18 protein-coding genes are annotated in these 20113 nt (G+C 64.9%); 1 reads left to right on the top strand and 17 read right to left on the bottom strand.

All coding sequences use genetic code 11. The features are described from left to right. Window positions 1–104: 104 nt before the first annotated feature. The 7 genes from CABTHER_RS16895 to CABTHER_RS16890 all read right to left on the bottom strand — a co-directional run bounded on the left by CABTHER_RS16895 (window position 105) and on the right by CABTHER_RS16890 (window position 5929). Window positions 105–365, bottom strand: a complete 261-nt coding sequence (locus CABTHER_RS16895; RefSeq protein ID WP_148263877.1) for a hypothetical protein — start codon at window positions 363–365, stop codon at window positions 105–107. A 521-nt stretch (window positions 366–886) separates the two neighbouring features. Then, on the bottom strand, window positions 887–1396 hold the full coding sequence (locus CABTHER_RS00940) for a hypothetical protein (protein WP_148263876.1): 510 nt from the start codon (window positions 1394–1396) through the stop codon (window positions 887–889). A gap of 30 nt (window positions 1397–1426) precedes the next feature. After that, entirely contained in the window at window positions 1427–2341 is a 915-nt protein-coding gene (panC, locus tag CABTHER_RS00935) for a pantoate--beta-alanine ligase (RefSeq protein WP_014098701.1), read from the bottom strand. Between the two features lie 124 nt (window positions 2342–2465). Then, window positions 2466–2966 carry an LITAF-like zinc ribbon domain-containing protein gene (locus CABTHER_RS17700; RefSeq protein ID WP_014098700.1) on the bottom strand — a complete coding sequence of 167 codons (501 nt, stop codon included), beginning with the start codon at window positions 2964–2966 and terminating at the stop codon, window positions 2466–2468. 21 nt (window positions 2967–2987) lie between these two features. After that, window positions 2988–4451: a DUF58 domain-containing protein gene (locus CABTHER_RS00925; protein ID WP_014098699.1), complete on the bottom strand. Its 1464-nt coding sequence runs from the start codon at window positions 4449–4451 to the stop codon at window positions 2988–2990. A 21-nt stretch (window positions 4452–4472) separates the two neighbouring features. Continuing rightward, on the bottom strand, window positions 4473–5627 hold the full coding sequence (locus tag CABTHER_RS00920; RefSeq protein ID WP_014098698.1) for a hypothetical protein: 1155 nt from the start codon (window positions 5625–5627) through the stop codon (window positions 4473–4475). 86 nt (window positions 5628–5713) lie between these two features. Then, on the bottom strand, window positions 5714–5929 hold the full coding sequence (locus CABTHER_RS16890; RefSeq protein WP_148263875.1) for a hypothetical protein: 216 nt from the start codon (window positions 5927–5929) through the stop codon (window positions 5714–5716). Between the two features lie 59 nt (window positions 5930–5988). On the opposite strand from CABTHER_RS16890, the gene CABTHER_RS17320 reads away from it, so the two are divergent. Further along, on the top strand, window positions 5989–6138 hold the full coding sequence (locus CABTHER_RS17320) for a hypothetical protein (RefSeq protein ID WP_212770264.1): 150 nt from the start codon (window positions 5989–5991) through the stop codon (window positions 6136–6138). A 644-nt stretch (window positions 6139–6782) separates the two neighbouring features. On the opposite strand, the gene CABTHER_RS00915 is transcribed toward CABTHER_RS17320, so the two are convergent. The 10 genes from CABTHER_RS00915 to CABTHER_RS00870 all read right to left on the bottom strand — a co-directional run bounded on the left by CABTHER_RS00915 (window position 6783) and on the right by CABTHER_RS00870 (window position 20064). Beyond that, window positions 6783–7412 carry a carboxypeptidase-like regulatory domain-containing protein gene (locus CABTHER_RS00915; protein WP_148263874.1) on the bottom strand — a complete coding sequence of 210 codons (630 nt, stop codon included), beginning with the start codon at window positions 7410–7412 and terminating at the stop codon, window positions 6783–6785. An 11-nt stretch (window positions 7413–7423) separates the two neighbouring features. Further along, a complete protein-coding gene (locus CABTHER_RS00910; RefSeq protein WP_014098696.1) occupies window positions 7424–8086 on the bottom strand; it encodes a hypothetical protein in 663 nt (220 codons plus the stop codon). After that, entirely contained in the window at window positions 8058–8807 is a 750-nt protein-coding gene (cobS, locus tag CABTHER_RS00905; protein ID WP_014098695.1) for an adenosylcobinamide-GDP ribazoletransferase, read from the bottom strand. The genes CABTHER_RS00910 and cobS overlap by 29 nt, the downstream gene beginning before the upstream one ends. Continuing rightward, the gene (locus CABTHER_RS00900; RefSeq protein ID WP_014098694.1) at window positions 8804–11284 is read right to left on the bottom strand and encodes an endonuclease MutS2; all 2481 of its coding nucleotides are present in this window, start codon (window positions 11282–11284) and stop codon (window positions 8804–8806) included. The genes cobS and CABTHER_RS00900 overlap by 4 nt, the downstream gene beginning before the upstream one ends. Window positions 11285–11390: 106 nt before the next feature. Continuing rightward, window positions 11391–13133, bottom strand: a complete 1743-nt coding sequence (ptsP, locus tag CABTHER_RS00895) for a phosphoenolpyruvate--protein phosphotransferase (protein WP_014098693.1) — start codon at window positions 13131–13133, stop codon at window positions 11391–11393. Further along, window positions 13123–13407: an HPr family phosphocarrier protein gene (locus tag CABTHER_RS00890; RefSeq protein WP_014098692.1), complete on the bottom strand. Its 285-nt coding sequence runs from the start codon at window positions 13405–13407 to the stop codon at window positions 13123–13125. Before CABTHER_RS00890 ends, ptsP begins: the two co-directional genes overlap by 11 nt. A gap of 74 nt (window positions 13408–13481) precedes the next feature. Continuing rightward, window positions 13482–13895, bottom strand: a complete 414-nt coding sequence (locus tag CABTHER_RS00885) for a PTS sugar transporter subunit IIA (RefSeq protein WP_014098691.1) — start codon at window positions 13893–13895, stop codon at window positions 13482–13484. A gap of 181 nt (window positions 13896–14076) precedes the next feature. Further along, the gene (locus CABTHER_RS00880; RefSeq protein WP_014098690.1) at window positions 14077–16746 is read right to left on the bottom strand and encodes a HEAT repeat domain-containing protein; all 2670 of its coding nucleotides are present in this window, start codon (window positions 16744–16746) and stop codon (window positions 14077–14079) included. After that, window positions 16739–17986 carry an ABC transporter permease gene (locus CABTHER_RS00875; protein WP_014098689.1) on the bottom strand — a complete coding sequence of 416 codons (1248 nt, stop codon included), beginning with the start codon at window positions 17984–17986 and terminating at the stop codon, window positions 16739–16741. Before CABTHER_RS00875 ends, CABTHER_RS00880 begins: the two co-directional genes overlap by 8 nt. 38 nt (window positions 17987–18024) lie before the next feature. After that, the gene (locus tag CABTHER_RS00870) at window positions 18025–20064 is read right to left on the bottom strand and encodes a tetratricopeptide repeat protein (protein WP_014098688.1); all 2040 of its coding nucleotides are present in this window, start codon (window positions 20062–20064) and stop codon (window positions 18025–18027) included. Window positions 20065–20113: the final 49 nt, after the last annotated feature.

The raw sequence follows: 20113 nt of genomic DNA, 5'->3' as shown, positions 1-20113 counted from the left end.
CTCCTGGGAGCGCGGGCGTCCCGCCCGCGTGGGCATGGGGCATCACACGATTCGGGGGTTGAAATCCGTCGCGGGTTTGAACCCACGGTGGATTTCAGGCGTCGCTACACGACGCGGGGCGATGTGACACCGTTTTCCCGGCGTTGAAACGCCGGGCTAAATTCAATCGTCGCTAACGCGACGCGCCTGGGCGCGCGGGCGTCCCGCCCGCACGGATTGCGCGACGTATCGGACGCCCCCTGCCGGTGGCATTCATCCGTCGCTACGCGACGGGAAACAATTGGGGGCGACGTGATCCGTGGGTTGCCCCCCCGAATCCGTGGGTTGAAACCCACGGCTAAATTCAGTTGCCGCTGACGCGGCATGGTTTCCCACTTCGCGGCCCGTTCCCACTTCGCGGCCCGTAGGTATTCCCACCCCGCATTTCCGTGGGCATCCCCAAATCTTCATCGTTGCGTACGGGCAGCCACCACCCCGCCAGGTTGCCCCCCTCGCGCAGGGAAAACGTGCCGCATCGGCCCGCGTCGCGTAGCGACGGTTGAATTTATTGGAATCTCCATCGTCGCGTAGTGACGCCTGATTTTAGCCGTGGGTTTCAACCCACGGATCGCGGTGATGCCCCCATTCCCATGCGGGCCAATGCGGGCGGGACGCCCGCGCTCCCAGGCCCGTCGCGTCAGCGACGGTTGAATTGAGGCGTGGGTTTCAACCCACGGATCGCGGTGATGCCCCCATTCCCATGCGGGCCAATGCGGGCGGGACGCCCGCGCTCCCAGGCCCGTCGCGTCAGCGACGGTTGAATGCCGTGGTTTTCAACCCACGGATCGCGGTGATGCCCCCATTCCCATACGGGCCAATGCGGGCGGGACGCCCGTGCTCCCGGCAATCAGCGCAGGAAAATATCCACGTAATCGGTCACGCCATCACACGGGTTGTCCATCTGCTGCAGCCGCCAGAAACGCCGCTTCCCCTTGATGGCAAACGTCATATCGCCTTCGCGCAGGCATGGCTCGCCACCGTTGATGTGGCTCACGCGCGTGACGATCCTCCCCCGAAAGTCAAACGTCCGGTCCTCAACGCGCGTCACAATGCCATCCACCTCGACGAAATCCCCGGTTCGCGGGTCCCGCTGCGCCCCCTGTATCACGAGCAATCCCTGCCGGTCCGTCACCGTGAGATCACCGGACTTTTTCGGCTCAAACCAGCTTATCCACTGCAACTGGAGCTTGTGCCGCCCCAGAAGCTGGGCATAGCCCGTCCGGCTGTTGACAATCGTCCCCTGCCGCCCTTCCCCCGTGCGGCCCGCATCCTGAAGCCCCGCATCCTGAGCGCCCACCCCAACCGCCAGCGCCAGCACCCACACGACCCCCATCCACCGCAACCGGCTTGTTGACATGATGTTTCTCCTGCGATGACCAATGAATGGCTACCTGGCGCGGCCAGGCACGTCCGAAATGTCCAGCGGGTCGGGCGCTGACGGCTCCGGTTCAGGACGCGGCGGCGTCAGCACCACGCTGTCAATAAGGCGCGTCCGGCCAAAGTGCGCGGCAATGGCCACCAGCGCCGGTTGGGTAATCTCCGTGATGGGTTCCAGCGTCTGAGCATCCACAACCTCAACGTACTCCACCTCGGCCAGCGGCTCCGTCATAAGCTGCCCGTGCACCCGCTCCCGAATCACCGCCGGATTCGTTTCCCCCGCCGCAAACAGTTCCTGCGCCAACTCCAGCGACCGGGGCAACACCACGGCCGCGCGCCGCTCTTCCGGCGAAAGCCGGGCGTTGCGCGAACTCATCGCCAGCCCGTCGGCTTCCCGTACCGTCGGGCAAAAGACCAAATCCGGCGGAAAGTACAGGTCCCGCGCCATCTGCGCCACCACGCGGCACTGCTGATAGTCCTTCAGACCAAAATAGACCCGGCGCGGCAGCGTAATCATCAACAGCTTCGCCACGACCGTCGCCACGCCGCGAAAGTGTCCGGGACGATGCCGACCACACAGCGGTTGCGAAACCCGCGTCACCTCCACAAAGGTCTGTGCGTCGGGCGGATACATCGCCGCCGCACTCGGCATAAACAGAATGTCCACGCCAACCGTGCGGGCAATCTCCAGGTCAGCCGCTTCATCGCGCGGATACCGCTCGAAATCCGAAGGGTCGTTGAATTGCAGCGGATTGACGAAAAGCGACACCACGCACACGTCATTTTCCTGCTTGGCGCGCCGCATCAGGGAAACATGACCATCGTGGAAAGCCCCCATGGTCGGCACCAGCCCGATGCGAATGGCTTTGTCCCGCAACGTCAGCGCCGTCTGCTGCATTTCGTGTGGTTCCCGAATGATCTTCATCGCAGTCCCCTCTCCACAAGCTTCAGGCGTCACCGGCAAAACCAGTGATCATCGGCATCCGGCCAGCATGACGGCGAGACATTACGCAGCGCGTTGCACCGGCGCAAATGGTTTTTTCGGCAACTCACGCCAGCCGCCGGCCGCAGTTGCGGCACCGGAGACACTCTTCCTGAAACAGAAAACCAACCCAAAACAGCGGCCAGCACAACAACAGCAGCAGGGCGAAAATGACCCACCCGGCCGGTGACGTGCGATAGGTAATGCGCGGCGGCAGGGTTGTCCGGCAATAAGGACACGCAAAACCGCCAACCACCACCACGGGCTGAACCGGCAGCGGATGTGCCAACGGCGGAGACACCGGCGGCGGCAACGGCATTGGCGGAGGAGCCGCCGTTTGCGATGCACCGTATGGCGAACCGTATGGCGGCGGCAGCGGCTGTTTGTGTGGCGGTGGTGCAGGCTTCGGCGGTGGCACTGACGGCGGGGGCGGAGCTGGCGGCGGACCGGACGGCGCAACCCCAGCCGAACCCAGGTAACTGGGATACTCAAAGATCGAAGCCCCGCAGCGCAGACACCGGCTGGCAGCCGTTTCATTCACCTGTCCACAGTTGACACAGACAATCATGGCTGCTCCCCGGACGTGGCCTTACACGTCTTTTTTCGCCTTATCTTCCGGCTTCAGGTCATCCGCCAGCGGCAGGTCATCGAAGCTGATACGCGCCAGAACCGGCCCGCCGGCCGGCAGGCCGTTCCACGCAAACACCACCTCCGGCGCTGGCTCCCGCGTCGGCAGGTTCGGCGCACTTCCGGTCGCGGAGACTTCCCGCCGTGGCTCGACCACCGCCAGTATCCGCAGCATGTCGTGCAGGTGACGTGGCGTGTTGCCAAACTCGGTGGCCGCCTCCGGTGTCACCAGCCGCACCAGCACCCCGGACTTGACCAACCGGTTCAGCAGCGACGCCGCATAGGTCACGCCGGTTTCAAAGGCCGCCAGCTCAGCATCGCTCAAATCACGCGCCGGACGCGGGTCAAACCGCACCGTCACCCGGCGCTCATCCTCGCGCAGACGGTCACGCACCATAAGCCGGCGCGTTTTCGCCGTGGCCTTCCAGTCAATGTCGCGCCGCCGGTCGCCATCGCGGTACTGCCGGATGGCGTAGAGGTCCGCCCCCAGCCCGCGCCGGTTCGTCTCCCGCGCCCCCAGCGCCTCCGACAACGCCTTTGGGACGGAAACCGCTGCATCCACAGCCGGATACACCACAATCGTCCCGGAAGCTGCAAAACGGCGCGTCTTCTGCAGAAAGCCAAAGGGAAACTTCGTCGTCACCGTGAAACCCGTGATGTTGTACTGACCACGCGCCGGAAACCGGTGCTCGATGGTCTGGCGTACTCTGGCGCGCGGCCCGACGATGACGAAGTGCACGAGATTGTCCATTTTTGTCGTGTCCGCCGGCGAACTGTTCTGCGGCTTGTTTGGCGACTTCCCGCGCCACGTCCACCACCGTTTGACCGTGTCCCGGGCGGGCAGACGTGGGCCGGCCTTTTGCGACACCCGGACGCCTACGGTCAGCGACATCGAAGGCACAAGGTGTTTCTGATTGGCCACGCTCACTTCCAGCACTGCCGCCTGTCCGGCGTGGATGTGCTCCGGGAAGCGCAGCCCCACCGTCAACCCGCGCAACATGCTTTCCGAGACAATCCCCGACGCCACAATGACGCTGATGAGAATGGCAAAAATCAGGTACAGCAGGTTGTTGCCGGTGTTGAAGGCCGACAGCGCCACAACCACTGTCAGCAGTACGAAAAACGCCGTTTCCTGCGTCGGGGCATAGCTGATGTCCAGGCGGGCCAGCTCCATACGGACGCGGCGGGCCAGCCTGGGAATGACGTACACCCCGGCAATGGCAGCCAGCCCCAGCGACAGGGCAAAAAGCACCTCGGCCAGCAGGTCAACGTTATAAGCAGGCAGGAGCTGGATTAGGAAGCCCAGCACCAGGCACAGCAGCGAGCTGCCAAACAGCAGGCTGGTGATGACAAATGCGATGGTCGCGCTTTTGAGTTCCGCGCGAAATTCAGGCGAAGCGAGGCGCTCGCGGAAAGTTGCCAGCATGTGAATCCAAAGGCGTCGGATTCAGGCCGCCTGCGAGCTGTCGGCTTCCGGCAGCAGCGCGCGAATGGCGCGGACGACCCGCTGCACGTCGGCTTCATCCTCAAAGGCCAGCATGACGAGTTCATAGCCGGTGTAAATGCACACCAGCCCGTTGCCAAACAGCCAGACCGTTTCCAGTACCGGATTGCCCCCCAGCACGATGCTGATTGGAAACCCCACGATCCGTCCCGGTGAAAAGATTTCCGCCCAGAGCGCCGTCCCCAGGGCGACGTTGAACGCCCCCAGCAACGGCGCGCCCACGTAGCGCGCTGCCTTCCGCTGAAAGGCGACCCGCGCCTGAGCGGCTTCATCCAGCCTGCCTTCGGCCACCAGCCGTTCCTGCTCGCGCAGAAAGCGCATGTAGCGTTCCGCCAGTTGCTTCGCCCCGTAGGCAGCAAGTCCGCTGTGAAACAGCCAGTGCCGTGACTGCCCCACCACCACCCGGTCGAGACCCGGAAAGGCCGCGCCCAACCGGAAACCCAGCAGCAGGGACAGCCCCATCAGGGCCGACGTACCCGGATTCGCCACAACCCACTCCCGCGCCTTGCGGTAGCCGTCGCGGGTTTCGACCGTCGCGTGAAACACGCGCGAACCAAAGTTGTAGGCTTCTTCCGCCCGGCTGTAATACCTGTGCGCCGTCTCCCGCACGGCATCAAACGCTTCACCGGCCCGATCCACCACCTCGGAGGCCTTCTCGCCACCGGTACGCAGGGTCTCCGCCCCGACTTCGGTCACTTTGTCGGCCACCTTTTCTGCCGCCTGTTTGAGGTTTTCCGTCACGTGGTGCTTTTCATCGAGGTTCCTGAACTCGTCGCGTACCGTCTCCACCACCCGTGCCATGGTGTCTGTCACGGTCTGTGCATCGGGCAACCGCTCCGAAACTTCCTCGACGGCATGAACCACTTCCTGCACCACTTCACTGACGACTTCCGGCGCGTTTTCGGCCGCCCGCTGAAAGCTCGCCGAAAGCTGTCCGGTCGCCCGCCGGACTTCCTCGGTCAGCTTTTCGGTCTGCTCTACCGTCTTCTCGACGGTTTTCCCGATGGCCTCCGACAGTCCCAACTGCGCATCCACTTCCTCGGCCTTGCGCTGGATTTTGCGTCGCCACTCACTGAAACGGTCGAAGTAATCCGTCATGACGCACCTCCCTGCCGGACTGTCCGGCCAAAATGCGGGCAGGATGCCCGCGCTCTCAACTCATCTGCGGGCAGGATGCCCGCGCTTTACATTTCATCCTGCGGGCAGGATGCCCGCCCTCCCAGGCTCGTCGCGTAGCGACGGTTGAATTTAGCCGTGGGTTTCAACCCACGGATCACATACGCCCCCAACCCACCCCCCGTCGCGTAGCGACGGTTGAATCCACCCGTTGGATTCATGCGGGCAGGATGCCCGCGCTCCCAACTCATCATGCGGGCAGGATGCCCACGCCTCCAACTCATCACGCGGGCAGGATGCCCGCCCTCCCAGACTCGTCGCGTAGCGACGGTTGAATTTAGCCGTGGGTTTCAACCCACGGATCACGTACGCCCCCACCCCCCGTCGCGTAGCGACGGTTGAATCCACCCGTTCGATTCATGCGGGCAAGGATGCCCACGCCCCCAACTCATCACGCGGGCAGGATGCCCGCGCTCCCAGGCTCGTCGCGTAGCGACGGATGAATTTAGCCGTGGGTTTCAACCCACGGATCACATACGCCCCCAACACACCCCCCGTCGCGTAGCGACGGTTGAATCCACCTGTTCGATTCATGCGGGCAAGGATGCCCACGCCCCCAACTCATCACGCGGGCAGGATACCCGCCCTCCCAGACTCGTCGCGTAGCGACGGATGAATTTAGCCGTGGGTTTCAACCCACGGATCACGTACGCCCCCAACACACCCCCCGTCGCGTAGCGACGGTTGAATCCACCCGTTCGATTCATGCGGGCAAGGATGCCCACGCCCCCAACTCATCACGCGGGCAGGATGCCCGCCCTCCCAGACTCGTCGCGTAGCGACGGATGAATTTAGCCGTGGGTTTCAACCCACGGATCACATACGCCCCCAACCCCCCCGTCGCGTAGCGACGGTTGAATCCACCCGTTCGATTCATGCGGGCAAGGATGCCCACGCCTCCAACTCATCACGCGGGCAGGATGCCCGCCCTCCCAGACTCGTCGCGTAGCGACGGATGAATTTAGCCGTGGGTTTCAACCCACGGATCACATACGCCCCCAACCCCCCCGTCGCGTAGCGACGGTTGAATCCGCCCGTTGGATTCATGCGGGCAAGGATGCCCGCGCTCCCAGGCAGTCAACGCCTGAACATCACGGCGGTCACCTGCAAAGCCACCGCCTGGTTTTCCGCGCCGCGCAACTCCACTTTCTCATCGGTAATCCTGAGTGAAAAGCCGCCGGCCGCCGTCACACGCATTTCATTGCCGGCCGGGAGGCGCACCGTCAGCGCCGGAGCCGACTCACAGGCAAAGGTACACGAAAGCGTATCGCCGCTCTTGGTGATGAGCGCCTTGCGGTCACCACATGGCATGTCCAGCTTGTTTTTGCGGTACTTGACGCGAGCGCGCAGCGGTTCGACGGTTGCTGTCAGGTCATCCCGCAGAACGGGCTGGAACGCCGTGTGAAAGTACTTCTCCCGGTAGTCCGGGTGACTGAAAATCAGCTCAAAGTCGCGCAACTCCCGTCCGGCCGACACCTGAAGCGTATAGTACCCCTCGGCATCGGTCAGCGTCCGGTAGTCGTCATATTTCGTCCGTATATTCACCTGCGCGTTGACCAGCGGTTGCTTTGTCTGGGCATCCAGGACCCGCCCGCGCACGGTCAGCGAGCCGGCCGCCACCGAAAACTGCGCCGGCGCTTCGCCCGCGCCGCTGCCCAGCACCAGCCACCCCAACCCCATCAGGGCGAATACTCGTAAAGGCTTCATACCACACACACTCACTCCTTCGGTGCAGACGACGTTACCACATCCGCTGCTGGGAGTTCGATGCGCGTCACAGTGTGCGAACCCGGCCCGCGCCGTTCGACTTCCAGCCAGAGAGTTCCGGCCGGGAGGTCGCGCCGGGCACGTGGTATCTCGAAAAACAGAAAGCCATCGGCGCGCTCCCCGGCGGCCACAGTGCCCGTCGTCGGAAAGCACGAGTCGGTGTAGCGCCGGCGAAACGTCTGGTAGCCATCCACACTGTAGGCGCGGATGCCGTAGGACTTCATCAGCCGCTTTTCGGATTGCCGGACGGACAGTAGCCGCCAGGTTTGCCCTGCTGCATCGTGCAAGCGGAAGCGAAAGGCCTTGAGGTCAAGTGGTGCGGCCGTGCGTACGTCCAGCCAGACATACACCGGCAGCATCCCTGCCGTCAGGTGATTGGCGTCAAAGCGGTCCACCAGTTCGTTGCCATCCCAGACGGCACGGGCGCGCAGAACGTAATCGGTTTCCGCAACGGCCACGGCCCGGGTTTCAGACACCGGCGGGTCCGTTTTGGGACGGACGCGAAACGGCTCACGGGCGCAGGCAGCCAGCAGCAGCCCCAGCAGAGCCGCGCCCAGCCGCCAGCGCCAGCCGCCGGATGCCGATTCACGGCCGAAATGCAACCCACACGCCATAGACCAGAAGTTCACACGTCTGACTGACCGCACCCAGCACATCGCCGGTAATCCCACCCAGCCAGCGCCGAAAACGAAAGGCCGCCATCATGACGAGTACCGCCGCCAACGCCAACAGCAGACTGCCCAGCCAGCCGCCCACGCCGAGCACGATTGCCCCGCCGGTCAGCAGCGCCCCCAACACCTGCTGCCCCTGGAGCGCCTCGATGAAGCGTCCCTTGCCGCCTTCAGCCCGCGCATAAGGCTCCTGCCACGCCAACCAGACAATCGTCATCCGGGCCAGACAGGGCGCAACAATCACCGCCCGGCACAGCGATTCCACGTGCTGAAAACTCCGTAGCGCCACAAACTGGGCCAGAACGGCCACCACCAGCGCCAGCACGCCGAACGTTCCGATGTGCGGGTCTTTCATGATGGCCAGCCGCTGCTCCGGCGACCAGCCGCCGCCCAGCGCGTCCACCGTGTCGGCCAGCCCGTCGTAGTGCAATGCCCCGGTGACGAGTACCGTCGTGGCAATGAGCAGCAGGGCCAGCCCATCCGGCGCAAGCACCGGGCGCAGCACAAGGATGAGCGCCGCCTGTCCCGCGCCCAACAGCGCCCCGACCAGCGGAAAAAACACCATGGCGGCAGCCAGTGTCCGGCCGTCCGGGTGCGCCCAGGCCGGTATCGGCAGGCGCGTCAGAAACGCCACTGCCGCCAGAAACAGACGCAGGACGGTCACGGATGCAAACTCACCAGCGTGGCCCCGTCTCCGCCCTGCCGCCGGTCGGCGCGGGCAAAGCTTTCCACGTGCGGATGGGTCAGCAGAAAGGTCTCCACGGCCTTTCGCAGGGCCCCCGTGCCGACGCCGTGGATGACCCGCACCTGGGTCAGCCCGGCCAGCACGGCGCGATCCAGATAGCGGTCGAGGGCATCGGTCGCTTCATCCGTCGTCAGCCCGATGAGATTGATTTCGGAGGGCACCTGCCCTTCCAGCGTCACATCGTGCATGGCCACGAGCGTTTGCCGCGCCGGGGGCGCAGACGGTGTCGGCTGGGACTTTGCCGGCGGGAGCTTGGCCAGGGTTGTCGCCGGCACTTTCAGACGCAAAGCGCCACTGGTGACGGTTACTTCTTCACCGGAAATGGCTTCAACCTGCCCGACCGTCCCGAAGGCCGTGCGGACGCGGTCGCCGGGGCGCAGGTCGGCCGCCGTCCTGACCGGCTGTGCCGTCAACGACTCCGCCACCAGCGCCCGCTGCGCGGTTTTGGACTTCTGCGGACGCCGCGCGGCCACCTCGGCGGCAAGCGAGGGCTTGTCCAGCGGCTTGCCGGCTTTGGCGTCGGCCTTGACATCGGCCGCCGTGGCTTCCAGTTGGCGGACAGCTTCCCGGCGCAGACGTTCGCGGGTTTCGGCTTCGCTGATGCGTTCCAGCAGCGACGCCAGGCGCGATTCAAACGCTGCGGTCAGTTGTTGTACCCGGGCCTCGAAATCCGCCTGCCGGGCCGCATCGCGCGCCAGAAATTCCTGTTCGAGCCGGGCATAGCGTTCGGCCAGCGCGGCGCGCTCCTCGTCCAGCGCGGCAGCGGCGTCACGGGCTTCCGTCACCCGGCGTTCGAGTTCGGCGACATACTGCGCCAGGATGACCTCCCGTTCGCGCAGATAGCTCTGCGCCTGTTCAATCAGCGCCTCCGGCAGGCCCAGGCGGCGGGCAATGACCAGTCCGCTCGAACTGCCGACGGCGTTCAGATGAAGCTGATACGTCGGCGTCAGGGTTTCCAGATCGAAGGCCACGGCGGCGCTGATGACGCCCGGCGTCGAATCGGCATAGATTTTCAGGGCGTTGAAGTGGGTCGTCGCCAGGACATAGGCCCCGCGCGTCCGAAAATGCTCGATGAGCGCCTGCGCCAGTGCCGCGCCTTCATCCGGGTCCGTACCTGTTCCGGCTTCATCGAGCAGCACCAGCGCTGGCGGTGTCAGCTCGGCCGCCATCCGGGCCAGTTTGGTGATGTGGGAGGAAAACGTCGAAAGGTTGGCTGCCAGCGACTGCTGATCGCCAATGTCGGCATAAACCTGCCGCAGCACCGGCAACTCGGCCGCCTGCGCCGGAACGTGCAACCCCGACTGCGCCAGCAGCACACACAGCCCGACCGTTTTGAGAACGACCGTCTTGCCGCCGGCATTGGCTCCACTGACGACAAGCGCCCGCTGCTCCGCATCCAGCGTCAGACTCAACGGCACGACTTCGCGCCCCTGCGCCTGAAACGTCAGCATCAGCAACGGATGCCGCGCGGCCGTGAGCTGAAACCGGCCGGTTTCCGAAACCGTTGGCTCGACGGCGCGCAAACGCTCGGCCAGACGGGCTTTGGCCACCACCAGGTCGAGTTCGCCCAGCGCCGTCACCAACGCGGTCAGGCAGGACTGCCGGTGACGCAACTGCTGCGTGGCTTCCTGGAGCAGACGCAGGACTTCGGCTTCGATCAGCTCCTGCAGGCGGGTGAGTTCGTTGTTGAGCGGGATGGCGTCGAGTGGTTCGACAAAAGCCGTCATGCCGCTGCCCGACATCCCGTGGACGACCCCGGCCACCCGTCCCCGGTGATCATCCCGCACCGGAATGACAAACCGGCCGTGGCGCTGGGTCACAATGTCGTCAGAAAAAACGCCTTCCAGGTCGGGGCGGCGGAGCAACCGCTCCAGCCGCCGTTGCAGGCGGTCGCGCTGGACCTGCTGTTCCTGGCGGAGGCGCTGCAACTCCGGGCTGGCCCGTTCATCGAGCTGTCCGTCCGGTGCCACGATGCGGCGAACCTGCGCCAGGGTGTCCCGGAAATCGGGAATCGTCTCGGCAATCGCGCCGAGCCGTGGAAATCGCTCCCGGTGCGGGCGCAACGTCGCGCGCAGATGCAGCCCCGCCTCCATGGTTCGCGCCAGCGCATGGATTTCGTCCACGGTCAATGTGGCATTTTCCAGCCGCAGACGCTCCAGCAGCGGGCGCACATCCGGCAGTTCGCCCATTCCGAAGCCCCCCTGCTCGGCCAACCAATGGCGTGCTTCCGTCGTCAACCGCAGCCGGTAGCGCACTTCAGACGGGTCGGCGCTGGGCAGCAGGTCGCGCGCCAGCTCGCGCCCGTAAGGCGTTCGTGTCTCACGCGCCAGATGTTCCCGGATGGCATCGAAATCCAGCGTCTCGAAATCGGCAGTAAAGGGCGTCCTGGATGTCACCGTGACCCGTCCGCAGGCAAAGGTTGGTGTGACTTCTGACGAAAACCGGGCGCGCTGTCAACGCCCGGAAGTCCGACGCTGGCGGCGCGAGGCGGGCCGCCGTCTCTCAAGGTTTGAGGTAGGTTTGCGCGCAGGCTTCGATGGCGTGGGCCGTATCAAGGGTCAGCGCCTGTGCCATGAACTGTTCGGCATCCCGGACGGACAACCGGCGCAACGTGGACTTGAGCTGTGGCAGGGCGGCTGGCGACAGGCTGAACCGGCGGATTCCCAGACCAAGCAGGGCGAAGGCACAGACCGGCTGGGCCGCCATCTCGCCGCACATCGTCAGTGGTTTTTTGGTTTCCTGCGCCGCCCTGACAACCAGGTTCAGACTCGCCAGCACGGCCGGGTGCAGCGGTTGCTGTAAGTAACTCACCCGCTCGTTGCCCCGGTCGCTGGCCAGCACGTACTGCACCAGATCGTTGCTGCCAATGGAGAGAAAATCGCTTTCCCGCGCCAGACGGTCGGCAATGAATACCGCGGCCGGCATTTCAATCATTGCTCCCAGTTCGAGTCGCCGGCGGAGCCGGTCGTCTGTGCCCAGCTCGCGGCAGACAGCCGTGAGCAACTCGCGGGCAGCACGCAACTCGGTGATGCAGGTCACACGGGGGAGCAGAATCCGTACGCGCCCGCTCGCCGCCGCGCGCACGATGGCGCGGAGCTGGGTTTTGGCAACGTTTTCGTGGGCCAGCCACCACCGGACGCCATGGAGACCAAGGGCCGGATTCGGTTCCACGATGCGCGTTTCGCCCGGCAGGGTGTCGCTGCTGAAATCAAACGTCCGAATCGTCGCGGTGTGGTCAGGTGAAGCGGTAATGACCGCCTGATAGGCCGCGCACTGGGTGTCTTCATCCGGCAGGCTGCTGGCATCACTGGAAACGATGAACTCGGAGCGAAACAGCCCAATGCTCTGCGCCCCACACCGTTCGACGCCGGGCAGTTCCGACTGGATTTCGACATTCGCCAGCAGGTGACAGGCGATGCCATCGCGCGTCACCGCCGGCAGCCGCGCCACACTCAGCCCGTCCCGGCGCAGACGCTGCTCGGCGGCACGGCGTCCCAGATAGACGGTCTGGGTTGCCCGCCGGGGATGCAGGATGACTTCTCCGTGCGAGCCATCCACGATGCAGGCGGCACCTTCAGTCGCCTGATTGAGGGCTTCCTGAACGCCGAATACCGCTGGAATGCCAAGGCTGCGTGCAATGATTGCCGTGTGCGTCATCACCCCGCCGGTATCTGTCACGAGTCCGTTCAGGTTCGTCGGATTCACCTCGGCCAGCATGGTCGGCAGGATGTCATCGGCAAAGAGAATCGAAGGCGTATCCAACTGCGGCATGCGCATTGGTTGGCCTGACAGAATGCCGATGAGCCGCTGACCAACGTCCCGGATATCGTCCCGGCGCTGTGCGAGGTAGGCGTCCTGGATGTTGTCGAAGGAGGCCAGCAGGGACTCGACCGCTCTCTTGACCGCCCACTCCGCATTGATGCGGTGCTGGCGGATGTTGTCTTCGATGGCCTGCGTCAAAACCGCGTCATCGAGCATGAGAATGTACGGATCAAGCAGATAGGCCGAGCCATGTCCGACCTGCTCCCGAAAATGGTGCTGAATGCTTTCCAGATGCCGGCGGGCGCGCTGCATGGCGCGTTTGACGCGCTCGATTTCGAGCGTCACGCGGTGCGGCAGCACATGGATGAACAACGGCGGGCGGCTCTGCGGGACAAGGCGCACCACCTGCCCGAAACCAACGCCGGGCGAAGCGGCCAGCCCCGTGAAGTGTTGTTCGGTGTTGGTCAGTGGATTAGAAGACATGGGAGGACTCCTGGCCTTCGGAAAACAGCGCCACAACAGCCGCCATTGCCGCCGCTTCATCTTCGCCTTCGACGCGGATGACGAGCGGTGTTCCACGCGCCGCGGCCAGGAACATCACGCTCAGGATACTTCCGGCATCCACAAAGTTCGGATCATCCGCCCGGCGCAGAAGCACCCGGCTCTTGAACTGATTGACGACAGTCACCAGACGCGCCGAGGGACGCGCATGCAGCCCCAACGGATTCGTCACCGTGACCAGACGCTCAAGTGGCATGGGGACCTTTCGACAATGCTTCGGAAAGCAAGGAAAAATGGAGAGCGATCAAGCCGGCCCGGGTAGCAGGAGACTCAACTTGTCCGCATCTGCACCAGCTCACTTGCCAGATGAATGTTCTTGCGCCCCTGTTCAGTCACACACCGGGCAACATCGAGAAGCGACCAGTCAGAAGGTGCCGTCGCCAGCTTGATAACCATCGGCAGGTTGACGCCGGTAACGATTTCCACCCGCACCTGCCCGCTGTAAGCCATGACGAGGTTGGTCGGCGTACCGCCAAACAGGTCCGTAAGAATGAGCACGCCACATCCCTGATCGGCTTCCGCAATGGCGCGCTCAATGACCTGCCGCGCCACATCCACATCGTCGTGCCAGTCAATCGAGACAGCGCGCACGTGGCGGATGTCGCCGACAATCATTTCTGCGGCGTGGAGCAACTCCGTCGCCAGTTGTCCGTGAGTGATGATGACGCCGCCAACGCGGGGCATGGTGACCGTCCTGTGTTTTTACGGGAAAGTTACGCGGCCGGAAGCCGTAACCGGTACCGGTCATAACGCAGCCGGATTCCCATCGGCAGAGCGTTATGACATTTGCGTTTTGTAACACATGTGCGACGCATCAACCAAGCAGCCGGCAGCGTGTGATGGCAACGCCGGGGGCGTGTTTCGCTTATGGTTCATCGGGCAACGCGGCCAGCGCCTGCGCCGCGCGTTCATCCGATTGCCGCGCCAAACCCTGGCGTGCCGCCTGGCGTACAAGGGGCGACGCATCGCGCAGGCCCTCCAGCAGCAGGGGCAGCGCATCGGGATGCCCATCGGCCCCAAGCCGCTGAAGCAGCAGCGCCCGAATGGCTGGCTCACTTCCGGCCACGGCCTGACGCAACACGGCCCGCCCGGCCTCGCCACAGGCCAGCAGCGCATCCACCAGTTCATCCGGGGCAACGGTGAAAGCCCCACTCTGACGTGCCAGAAGCGGTGCCAGGGCAGCGACATCGCCGATGCGTCCCAAAGCTTCCACGGCCGCCGAACGGATTTGGTTTTCGGCATCAGCCAGCCCTTCCCGCAACACCAACTGGCTTTCCCGGTTGGACGGAAGCCAACCCAGAACGCGCATGGCGTCGGCGCGCAACCGGGGATGTTTTGACCGGGCGCGCTTCATGGCCCCTTCCCGGGCTGCTTCCCCGAAGTCGGCCAGGGCGCGGACGAGCCACCACCGGACGGCAAAGCGGGTTTCGGCGTCCAGGCGCTGCCAGAGCAACGCCAGCATGTCTGGGTCCGGGTAGCGCCGCGCCAGCGCCGCCGCCAGGGCACGGGTCTTCGGGTCGGGTGCATCGAGGGAGCGCCGCAGCTCATCCCGTATGGATTCGGGCGCCAGTTCCTGCAACGTAACGTAAGCGCCATACCACCCACGCGGGCGGCTCTGGCCGAGGGCTACCGGCAGCAGCGTCTCTGGCGCAACGGCCAGTTTCAGCAGCGATTGGCGGGCGTGAAACCGCACGAGCGCGGAAGGGTCTTCCAACGCCGCTGCCAGGGCCGGCGGAATGCGTGTGTCCTCCCAGGCATCCAGACTGCGCGCCACGGCGGCGCGGACCCGCCAGTCCGGGTGCTGAAGCGCCGCCAGCAGAGGTGTCACAGCCGACGGGGCTTTCGTCCGGGAGAGCGCCGCAACGACCTTTCCCACCACGGCCGCATCCGGGTCGCGCAGCAGCGGCAGCAGCGCGGCAACGGCGCGCGCCTCTCCAATCTCGCCCAGGGCGCTGACCGCCTGCATCCGCAGGGCTGGCTCCCGGGCCGACAGCAGACGTACCAACACCGGAACGGCATCTGGATGACGCAGGCGACCCAGCGCTGCCACGGCGGCCAGGCGTACCGGAAGTGGCTCCCCTTCCCGCGTCTGCGCCGCCACGGCCGGCAGCGTCGTAACGTCACTGAGCCTTCCGAGAAGCCGCAGTGCCTCAGTGCGCAGGCTGATGTTCGGGGCATCCAGCGTTGCCACCAGGCGGGCGGGTGTCATCCCCAGGCGTGCCAGGGACGCCGCCGCCGCCGACTGGACACGTGGCACCTCATCGTCCAGGACATCGAGCAACAGTTCGACCGCCCGCGCATCCTGCAACTGCCCCAACGCTTCGGCGGCAGCGCAGCGCGTCACTTCATCCCCGGACAGCAACGCCTGGCGGAGAAGGTCAAAGGCCCGCAGGTCGCCGAGTTGTCCGAGCTGAACCGCCAGGGTGATCCGCGCCGTCGGCGTCAACGTCGGCACGGCCAGCCGGGCCGCCAGCGCCTCCGGCGTGATGCCCAGCTTTTCCAGAGCCTGTTCGGCGAATGGCAGCCGCGCCTGCCGGGCCGCCAGCAGCGCTGCCGTCACCGCCTCCCGGTCAAGGGTGTCGAGTGCGTCCAAGTAGGTCGCTCGGGCCTCCGCCGGGGGGTCCGCCTTCAGCCGTTCGATGACGGCCGCCACGGTTTCTTCTGCCGGGCAGCCTCCCAGCGCCGCTACGAGGACGTGACGCACCTCGGCGTCCACATCGGGCAGGACGGTCAGGGTTTCCGCGATGGGCATCTGCGCGCCGTATGCCGCCCAGGCCCGTGCTGCCGCCAGCCGGTGCTCCGGAGAGTCCGACCGGAGAACCTTCAGCAGGAGGTCTGTGGCGCGCACGTCGGGGCGTTCCGCCCAATCACCAAGAAGCTGCAACCGGGTTGGCGCATCGAGACGGTCAAAAACTTCGAGGACGTGCCGCCCGGCAGCCTGATCCCCGGTGCGATACTGCGCCACAGCGATGAGGCGGTCGAGTTCCTCATCCTGCCCGAGCCAGTCCGCCAGCCGGGAGACACAGTCCCCCAGGCGGAAGACGCCAATCTGGCGGGCAACAATGCACTTTTCATCGCGGTTCAGCGGTTGTTCGAGCGCCGTGGCCAACACCGGCGCGACCTGGGCGGCCGTAAAACCTCCCAGGGCGGCCAGGGCCACGGTGCGCAGCGTGCCGGCCGGGCCCGTAGCGTACTGGGCCACCAGCGGCAACCCGGCCGGGTCGCCAATCTGCCCCAGCGCCACGAGCAGGCGTGCCTGATTGTCCCAATCCTCGTGGTCGAAGTGGGCCAGCAGGGCCGGGACCGCCGCTGTGCAGCGTTGCCGTCCCAGAGTCTGGATGGCGCGGGCGCGGACGTACCAGTGCGGGTCATCGAGTGCGGCAGCAACATCCGGCGCACAGGGGGGCGCGGCGGCCAGCACCGTCGCGCGCGCCAGCCAGTCACCGGGCGGGGGCGACGTTTGTGCCGGAGCTTCCAGAACCAGCCAGCCGGTGAACCCCACCACCAGCCAGGTGATGTGCCGCAGGCTACGCATGGCGCAATCCTTCCACCGGGTTGAGCGTGGCGGCCCGCCACGCCGGATAGATAGTGGCCAGCAGACTCACACTGAGCGCAACGCCCAGCACGATGCCCGTATCGAGCAGCGAAAAGCGAAAAGGTACGGACGCGATGGAGTACATCCGGGCATCGAGCTGAATCAGGTCGTAGCGGTCACAGATAATGGCCGTGGCGGCGCCCAGCAAACCGCCACACAGCGCCCCCGCGAGTCCCAGCGCCAATCCCTGCGCCAGAAATACCAGCAGAATCGTGCGCGGCGTCGCTCCCATGGCGAGCAGAATGGCGATGTCGCGGCGTTTTTCCGTGACCAGCAACATCAGGGTCGTCACGATGTTGAGCGCCGCCACGAGAATGACCAGCCCGATGACGACGGCAAAGGCCAGGCGCTGGAGGTTGAGGGCGGCAAAGGCCGTCCGGTTGAGTGTGGCCCAGTCTTCGATGACGTAGTCGGGGCCAAGCCGGGACTGGAGCACCGCGCCCACTTCACGGTAGGCGCGCGCGTCGTCGAGCATGACCTGAATGACCGTCGCTGGTGTCTCCTCACCCGTAAGCTGCCGCGCTGCATCGAGGGAAATGTAGGCCCAGGCGGCGTCGTACTCATACAACCCGGACTCAAAAAAACCCACGACGCGAAAGGTGTAGGTCGTCGGCAGCCAGCCAAAGGGCGACAGTTCCCCACGGGCGCCGGGGGTCAGGGCTTCCACCAGATCGCCAATGCGCAGTCCGGCTTCCTGCGCCAGGCGTTTGCCGGGAATGATGCCGTCGAGCACCCGTCCTTCGGGGCCGCGTGTCGGCTGAAGGTCTTTCAGGTTGGTTCCCGGACAGAGGGTGCGGGTGACTTCAAGTGTTTCCGGCGGCTCCGCAAGGTCAACAGCTTTCAAAACCCCGGCGGCCGCCCGCGAGCCGCTCGTCAGCAACACCTCCCGGTAGGTCGTTGGTGTGGCTGACCGGACGCCCGGCGTCTGCTGAATCTGCGCCTTGAGGCCGGCCGGGTCGGGCAGCGGACGCCCACCCCGGCGCAGAATGTTGAGATGGGCCGTTCCGGCCAGGATTTTGCCCTGCAGCTCGGATTCCATTCCGCTCTGGAAGGCGAGGACAACGGTCAGCGCCCAGACGCCAACGGTGATGCCCAGCACGGCCAGCCCGGCCGCTACGGACAGCGTCGCGCGGCGGCGGGCGCGAAGGTAGCGCTGCGCAATGAACCAGACGTAGCCCACAGTTTCAGACCCACGGTTCCAGCCCTGCCGGGTCAGGTTTACTGGGTTTCAGCCGTTTGTCCGCGTTGCAGTTTGGCGTCAATCCGGTTGATGTCCTCCGGGTCGGTGGCCAGGCTGCGGGCGATTTTCCAGTACCGCCGGGCACCTTCCAGATCGCCCAGGCGCTCCAGTACATCCCCCATGTGATCGTTGAGGGTCGCGTTGCGCCGGTCGTAGCTGAGGGCCTGCTCGATGTACTGCCGGGCCAGGTCGAGGCGGTTTTGTTTGAAATAAACCCAGCCCAGGCTGTCGAGAAAGGAGCTGTTCGTCGGCTCGATGTTGACTGCCCGCTGGACAAGGGCCAGGGCCTCATCGAGGCGCTCGTTGCGCTCGGCGAGGAAGTAGCCCAGGTTGTTGAGGGCGGTGGGGTTGTCCGGGTCGAGTGCCAGCACGGTGCGCAGCAGTTGTTCAGATTCGGCATACTGCTTGCGGCGTTCGAGGATGGAGCTGAGGGTGACAAGGTAAGCGATGTTTTTCTCGTCGTAGCGCACGGCCTGGCGCGCCAGGCGTTCGGCATCCTCGAAGCGGTTGGCGTCGCTGAGCACGATGGCTTTCATCTGGGCGACTTCGCCGGCGTCGTCGGTCTCTTCGGCAACCTTGGACAACTCTTTCAGGGCCTGGTCAACCTGTCCCAGGCGGGCCAGCACTTGGGCTTCGAGGTACACAAACTGGCGCTCGTTGGGAAAGCGCTGCCGGGCGGCGCGAGCCGCCTTGAGAGCTTCTTCGTGTTTCCCTTCATTGCGCAACGACTCAATGAGCAGCAGGTCGGCCAGGGTGCTTTCACTGCCGAGCAGGCGGCGCATGCGGTCGTAAGTAGCCAGTTCCTGCTCGACTTTTCCGGCCGCCTTGTAGGCGCTGGCAATCCGCATCAGGATGAGTTCCGCGCGCTCCCGCTGGCTTTCGCTCACCGTGTTGTCGGGATTGGAGACACTGCGCAGGGCTGATTCGTAAGCGGCCACGGCTTCTTCAGTCCGCCCCAACTCCACAAGGGTTTCAGCCAGGGCGTACTGCTGGGCGAGCGTCTCCGTCACGTCCTGTCCGGCCAGCGCCTGGCGGAGCGTTTTGACGGCTTCTTCGCGCCGCCCGCTGCGCCGTTGCACCTGGGCCAGAATGGAGAGGGCTTCAGGATGGTTGGGGCGTTCGGAGAGAATGCGCTGCACCTGCTGTTCGGCTTCAGCGTAGCGTCCGCCGCGCATGAGGGCCTCGGCATAGCTGAGGATGAGCCGCAGGTTGTTGCCGTTTTCTTCAAGCAGTTCCTTGAGAACATCAATGGCCTCGGCGGTTTGGCCAGCATACAGCAGGGCCTGTGAAAGCTGGTAGCCCCACTGGGGATTTTCACCGCTCAGGATGTAGGCCTGGCGGGCCGTGTTAGCGGCATCCCGGTAACGTCGCTTGCGGAGATACAGCTCAGTGGCGGCGGCAAACTCTTCCGGCCCGCCCTGATTGGCACCGATGAGTTTGGCATAGGCGGAGAGGGCGTTTTCAGTATCGTTCAAATCGCGGTAGAGCCGGCCGAGCAAGCGGTACACCTCAAGGTTGAGGGCGTCCAGTTTGGCAACAGTTTCAAAGGCGGCAACGGCTTCGCGAGCCTTTTCACGGTTGAGTGCTGCGCCGATGGACTGGGAAAAGAGCACCCGTCCGAGCAGCCAGTGGGCCATGGCATCTTCGGGATCGAGCGCCACGGCCTGGCGGGCGTGATATTCGGCATCCCGCAGGTTGCGTCCTTCCAGATACAGATTGCCCAACTCGACGTGGGCCGCGGCAGCCGTGGGATCGAGCGTCAGCACTTCCTTGAAGGCGGCAATGGCGTTGAGCGGGTCGGCCTGGGCAATGTAGCGTCGCGCCTGAAGGAACTTTTCGTAGGCCTGGATGCGCTGCTCACGGGACACTTTGGCCGGTGCCGGAGCTGAGGTTGAGGCGGCAGGCTGGGGCTTCTCGACCCGTGGCTTGGGTGATTGCTGGGAAAACGCCGGGGCCGCAAGGGAACCGACCGTGAGACAGCAGCCTGAAAGCAATAGGGCAAGGCGTGAAGCTGACATGGCGGTGAAACTCCAAAATGTGCGCAGGGAGAAGCCTGGAACTCATCAT

Origin of the sequence: Chloracidobacterium thermophilum B (assembly GCF_000226295.1) — a bacterium.
Taxonomy (GTDB): domain Bacteria; phylum Acidobacteriota; class Blastocatellia; order Chloracidobacteriales; family Chloracidobacteriaceae; genus Chloracidobacterium; species Chloracidobacterium thermophilum.
This window is presented reverse-complemented; position numbering and strand designations above follow the sequence as displayed.

Coding starts and splice junctions, on each gene's coding strand:
- CABTHER_RS16895 (WP_148263877.1), bottom strand. CDS start 365: ATGCCGCGTCAGCGGCAACTGAATTTAGCCGTGGGTTTCAACCCACGG.
- CABTHER_RS00940 (WP_148263876.1), bottom strand. CDS start 1,396: ATGTCAACAAGCCGGTTGCGGTGGATGGGGGTCGTGTGGGTGCTGGCG.
- panC (WP_014098701.1), bottom strand. CDS start 2,341: ATGAAGATCATTCGGGAACCACACGAAATGCAGCAGACGGCGCTGACG.
- CABTHER_RS17700 (WP_014098700.1), bottom strand. CDS start 2,966: ATGATTGTCTGTGTCAACTGTGGACAGGTGAATGAAACGGCTGCCAGC.
- CABTHER_RS00925 (WP_014098699.1), bottom strand. CDS start 4,451: ATGCTGGCAACTTTCCGCGAGCGCCTCGCTTCGCCTGAATTTCGCGCG.
- CABTHER_RS00920 (WP_014098698.1), bottom strand. CDS start 5,627: ATGACGGATTACTTCGACCGTTTCAGTGAGTGGCGACGCAAAATCCAG.
- CABTHER_RS16890 (WP_148263875.1), bottom strand. CDS start 5,929: ATGAGTTGGAGGCGTGGGCATCCTGCCCGCATGATGAGTTGGGAGCGC.
- CABTHER_RS00915 (WP_148263874.1), bottom strand. CDS start 7,412: ATGAAGCCTTTACGAGTATTCGCCCTGATGGGGTTGGGGTGGCTGGTG.
- CABTHER_RS00910 (WP_014098696.1), bottom strand. CDS start 8,086: ATGGCGTGTGGGTTGCATTTCGGCCGTGAATCGGCATCCGGCGGCTGG.
- ptsP (WP_014098693.1), bottom strand. CDS start 13,133: ATGTCTTCTAATCCACTGACCAACACCGAACAACACTTCACGGGGCTG.
- CABTHER_RS00890 (WP_014098692.1), bottom strand. CDS start 13,407: ATGCCACTTGAGCGTCTGGTCACGGTGACGAATCCGTTGGGGCTGCAT.
- CABTHER_RS00885 (WP_014098691.1), bottom strand. CDS start 13,895: ATGCCCCGCGTTGGCGGCGTCATCATCACTCACGGACAACTGGCGACG.
- CABTHER_RS00880 (WP_014098690.1), bottom strand. CDS start 16,746: ATGCGTAGCCTGCGGCACATCACCTGGCTGGTGGTGGGGTTCACCGGC.
- CABTHER_RS00870 (WP_014098688.1), bottom strand. CDS start 20,064: ATGTCAGCTTCACGCCTTGCCCTATTGCTTTCAGGCTGCTGTCTCACG.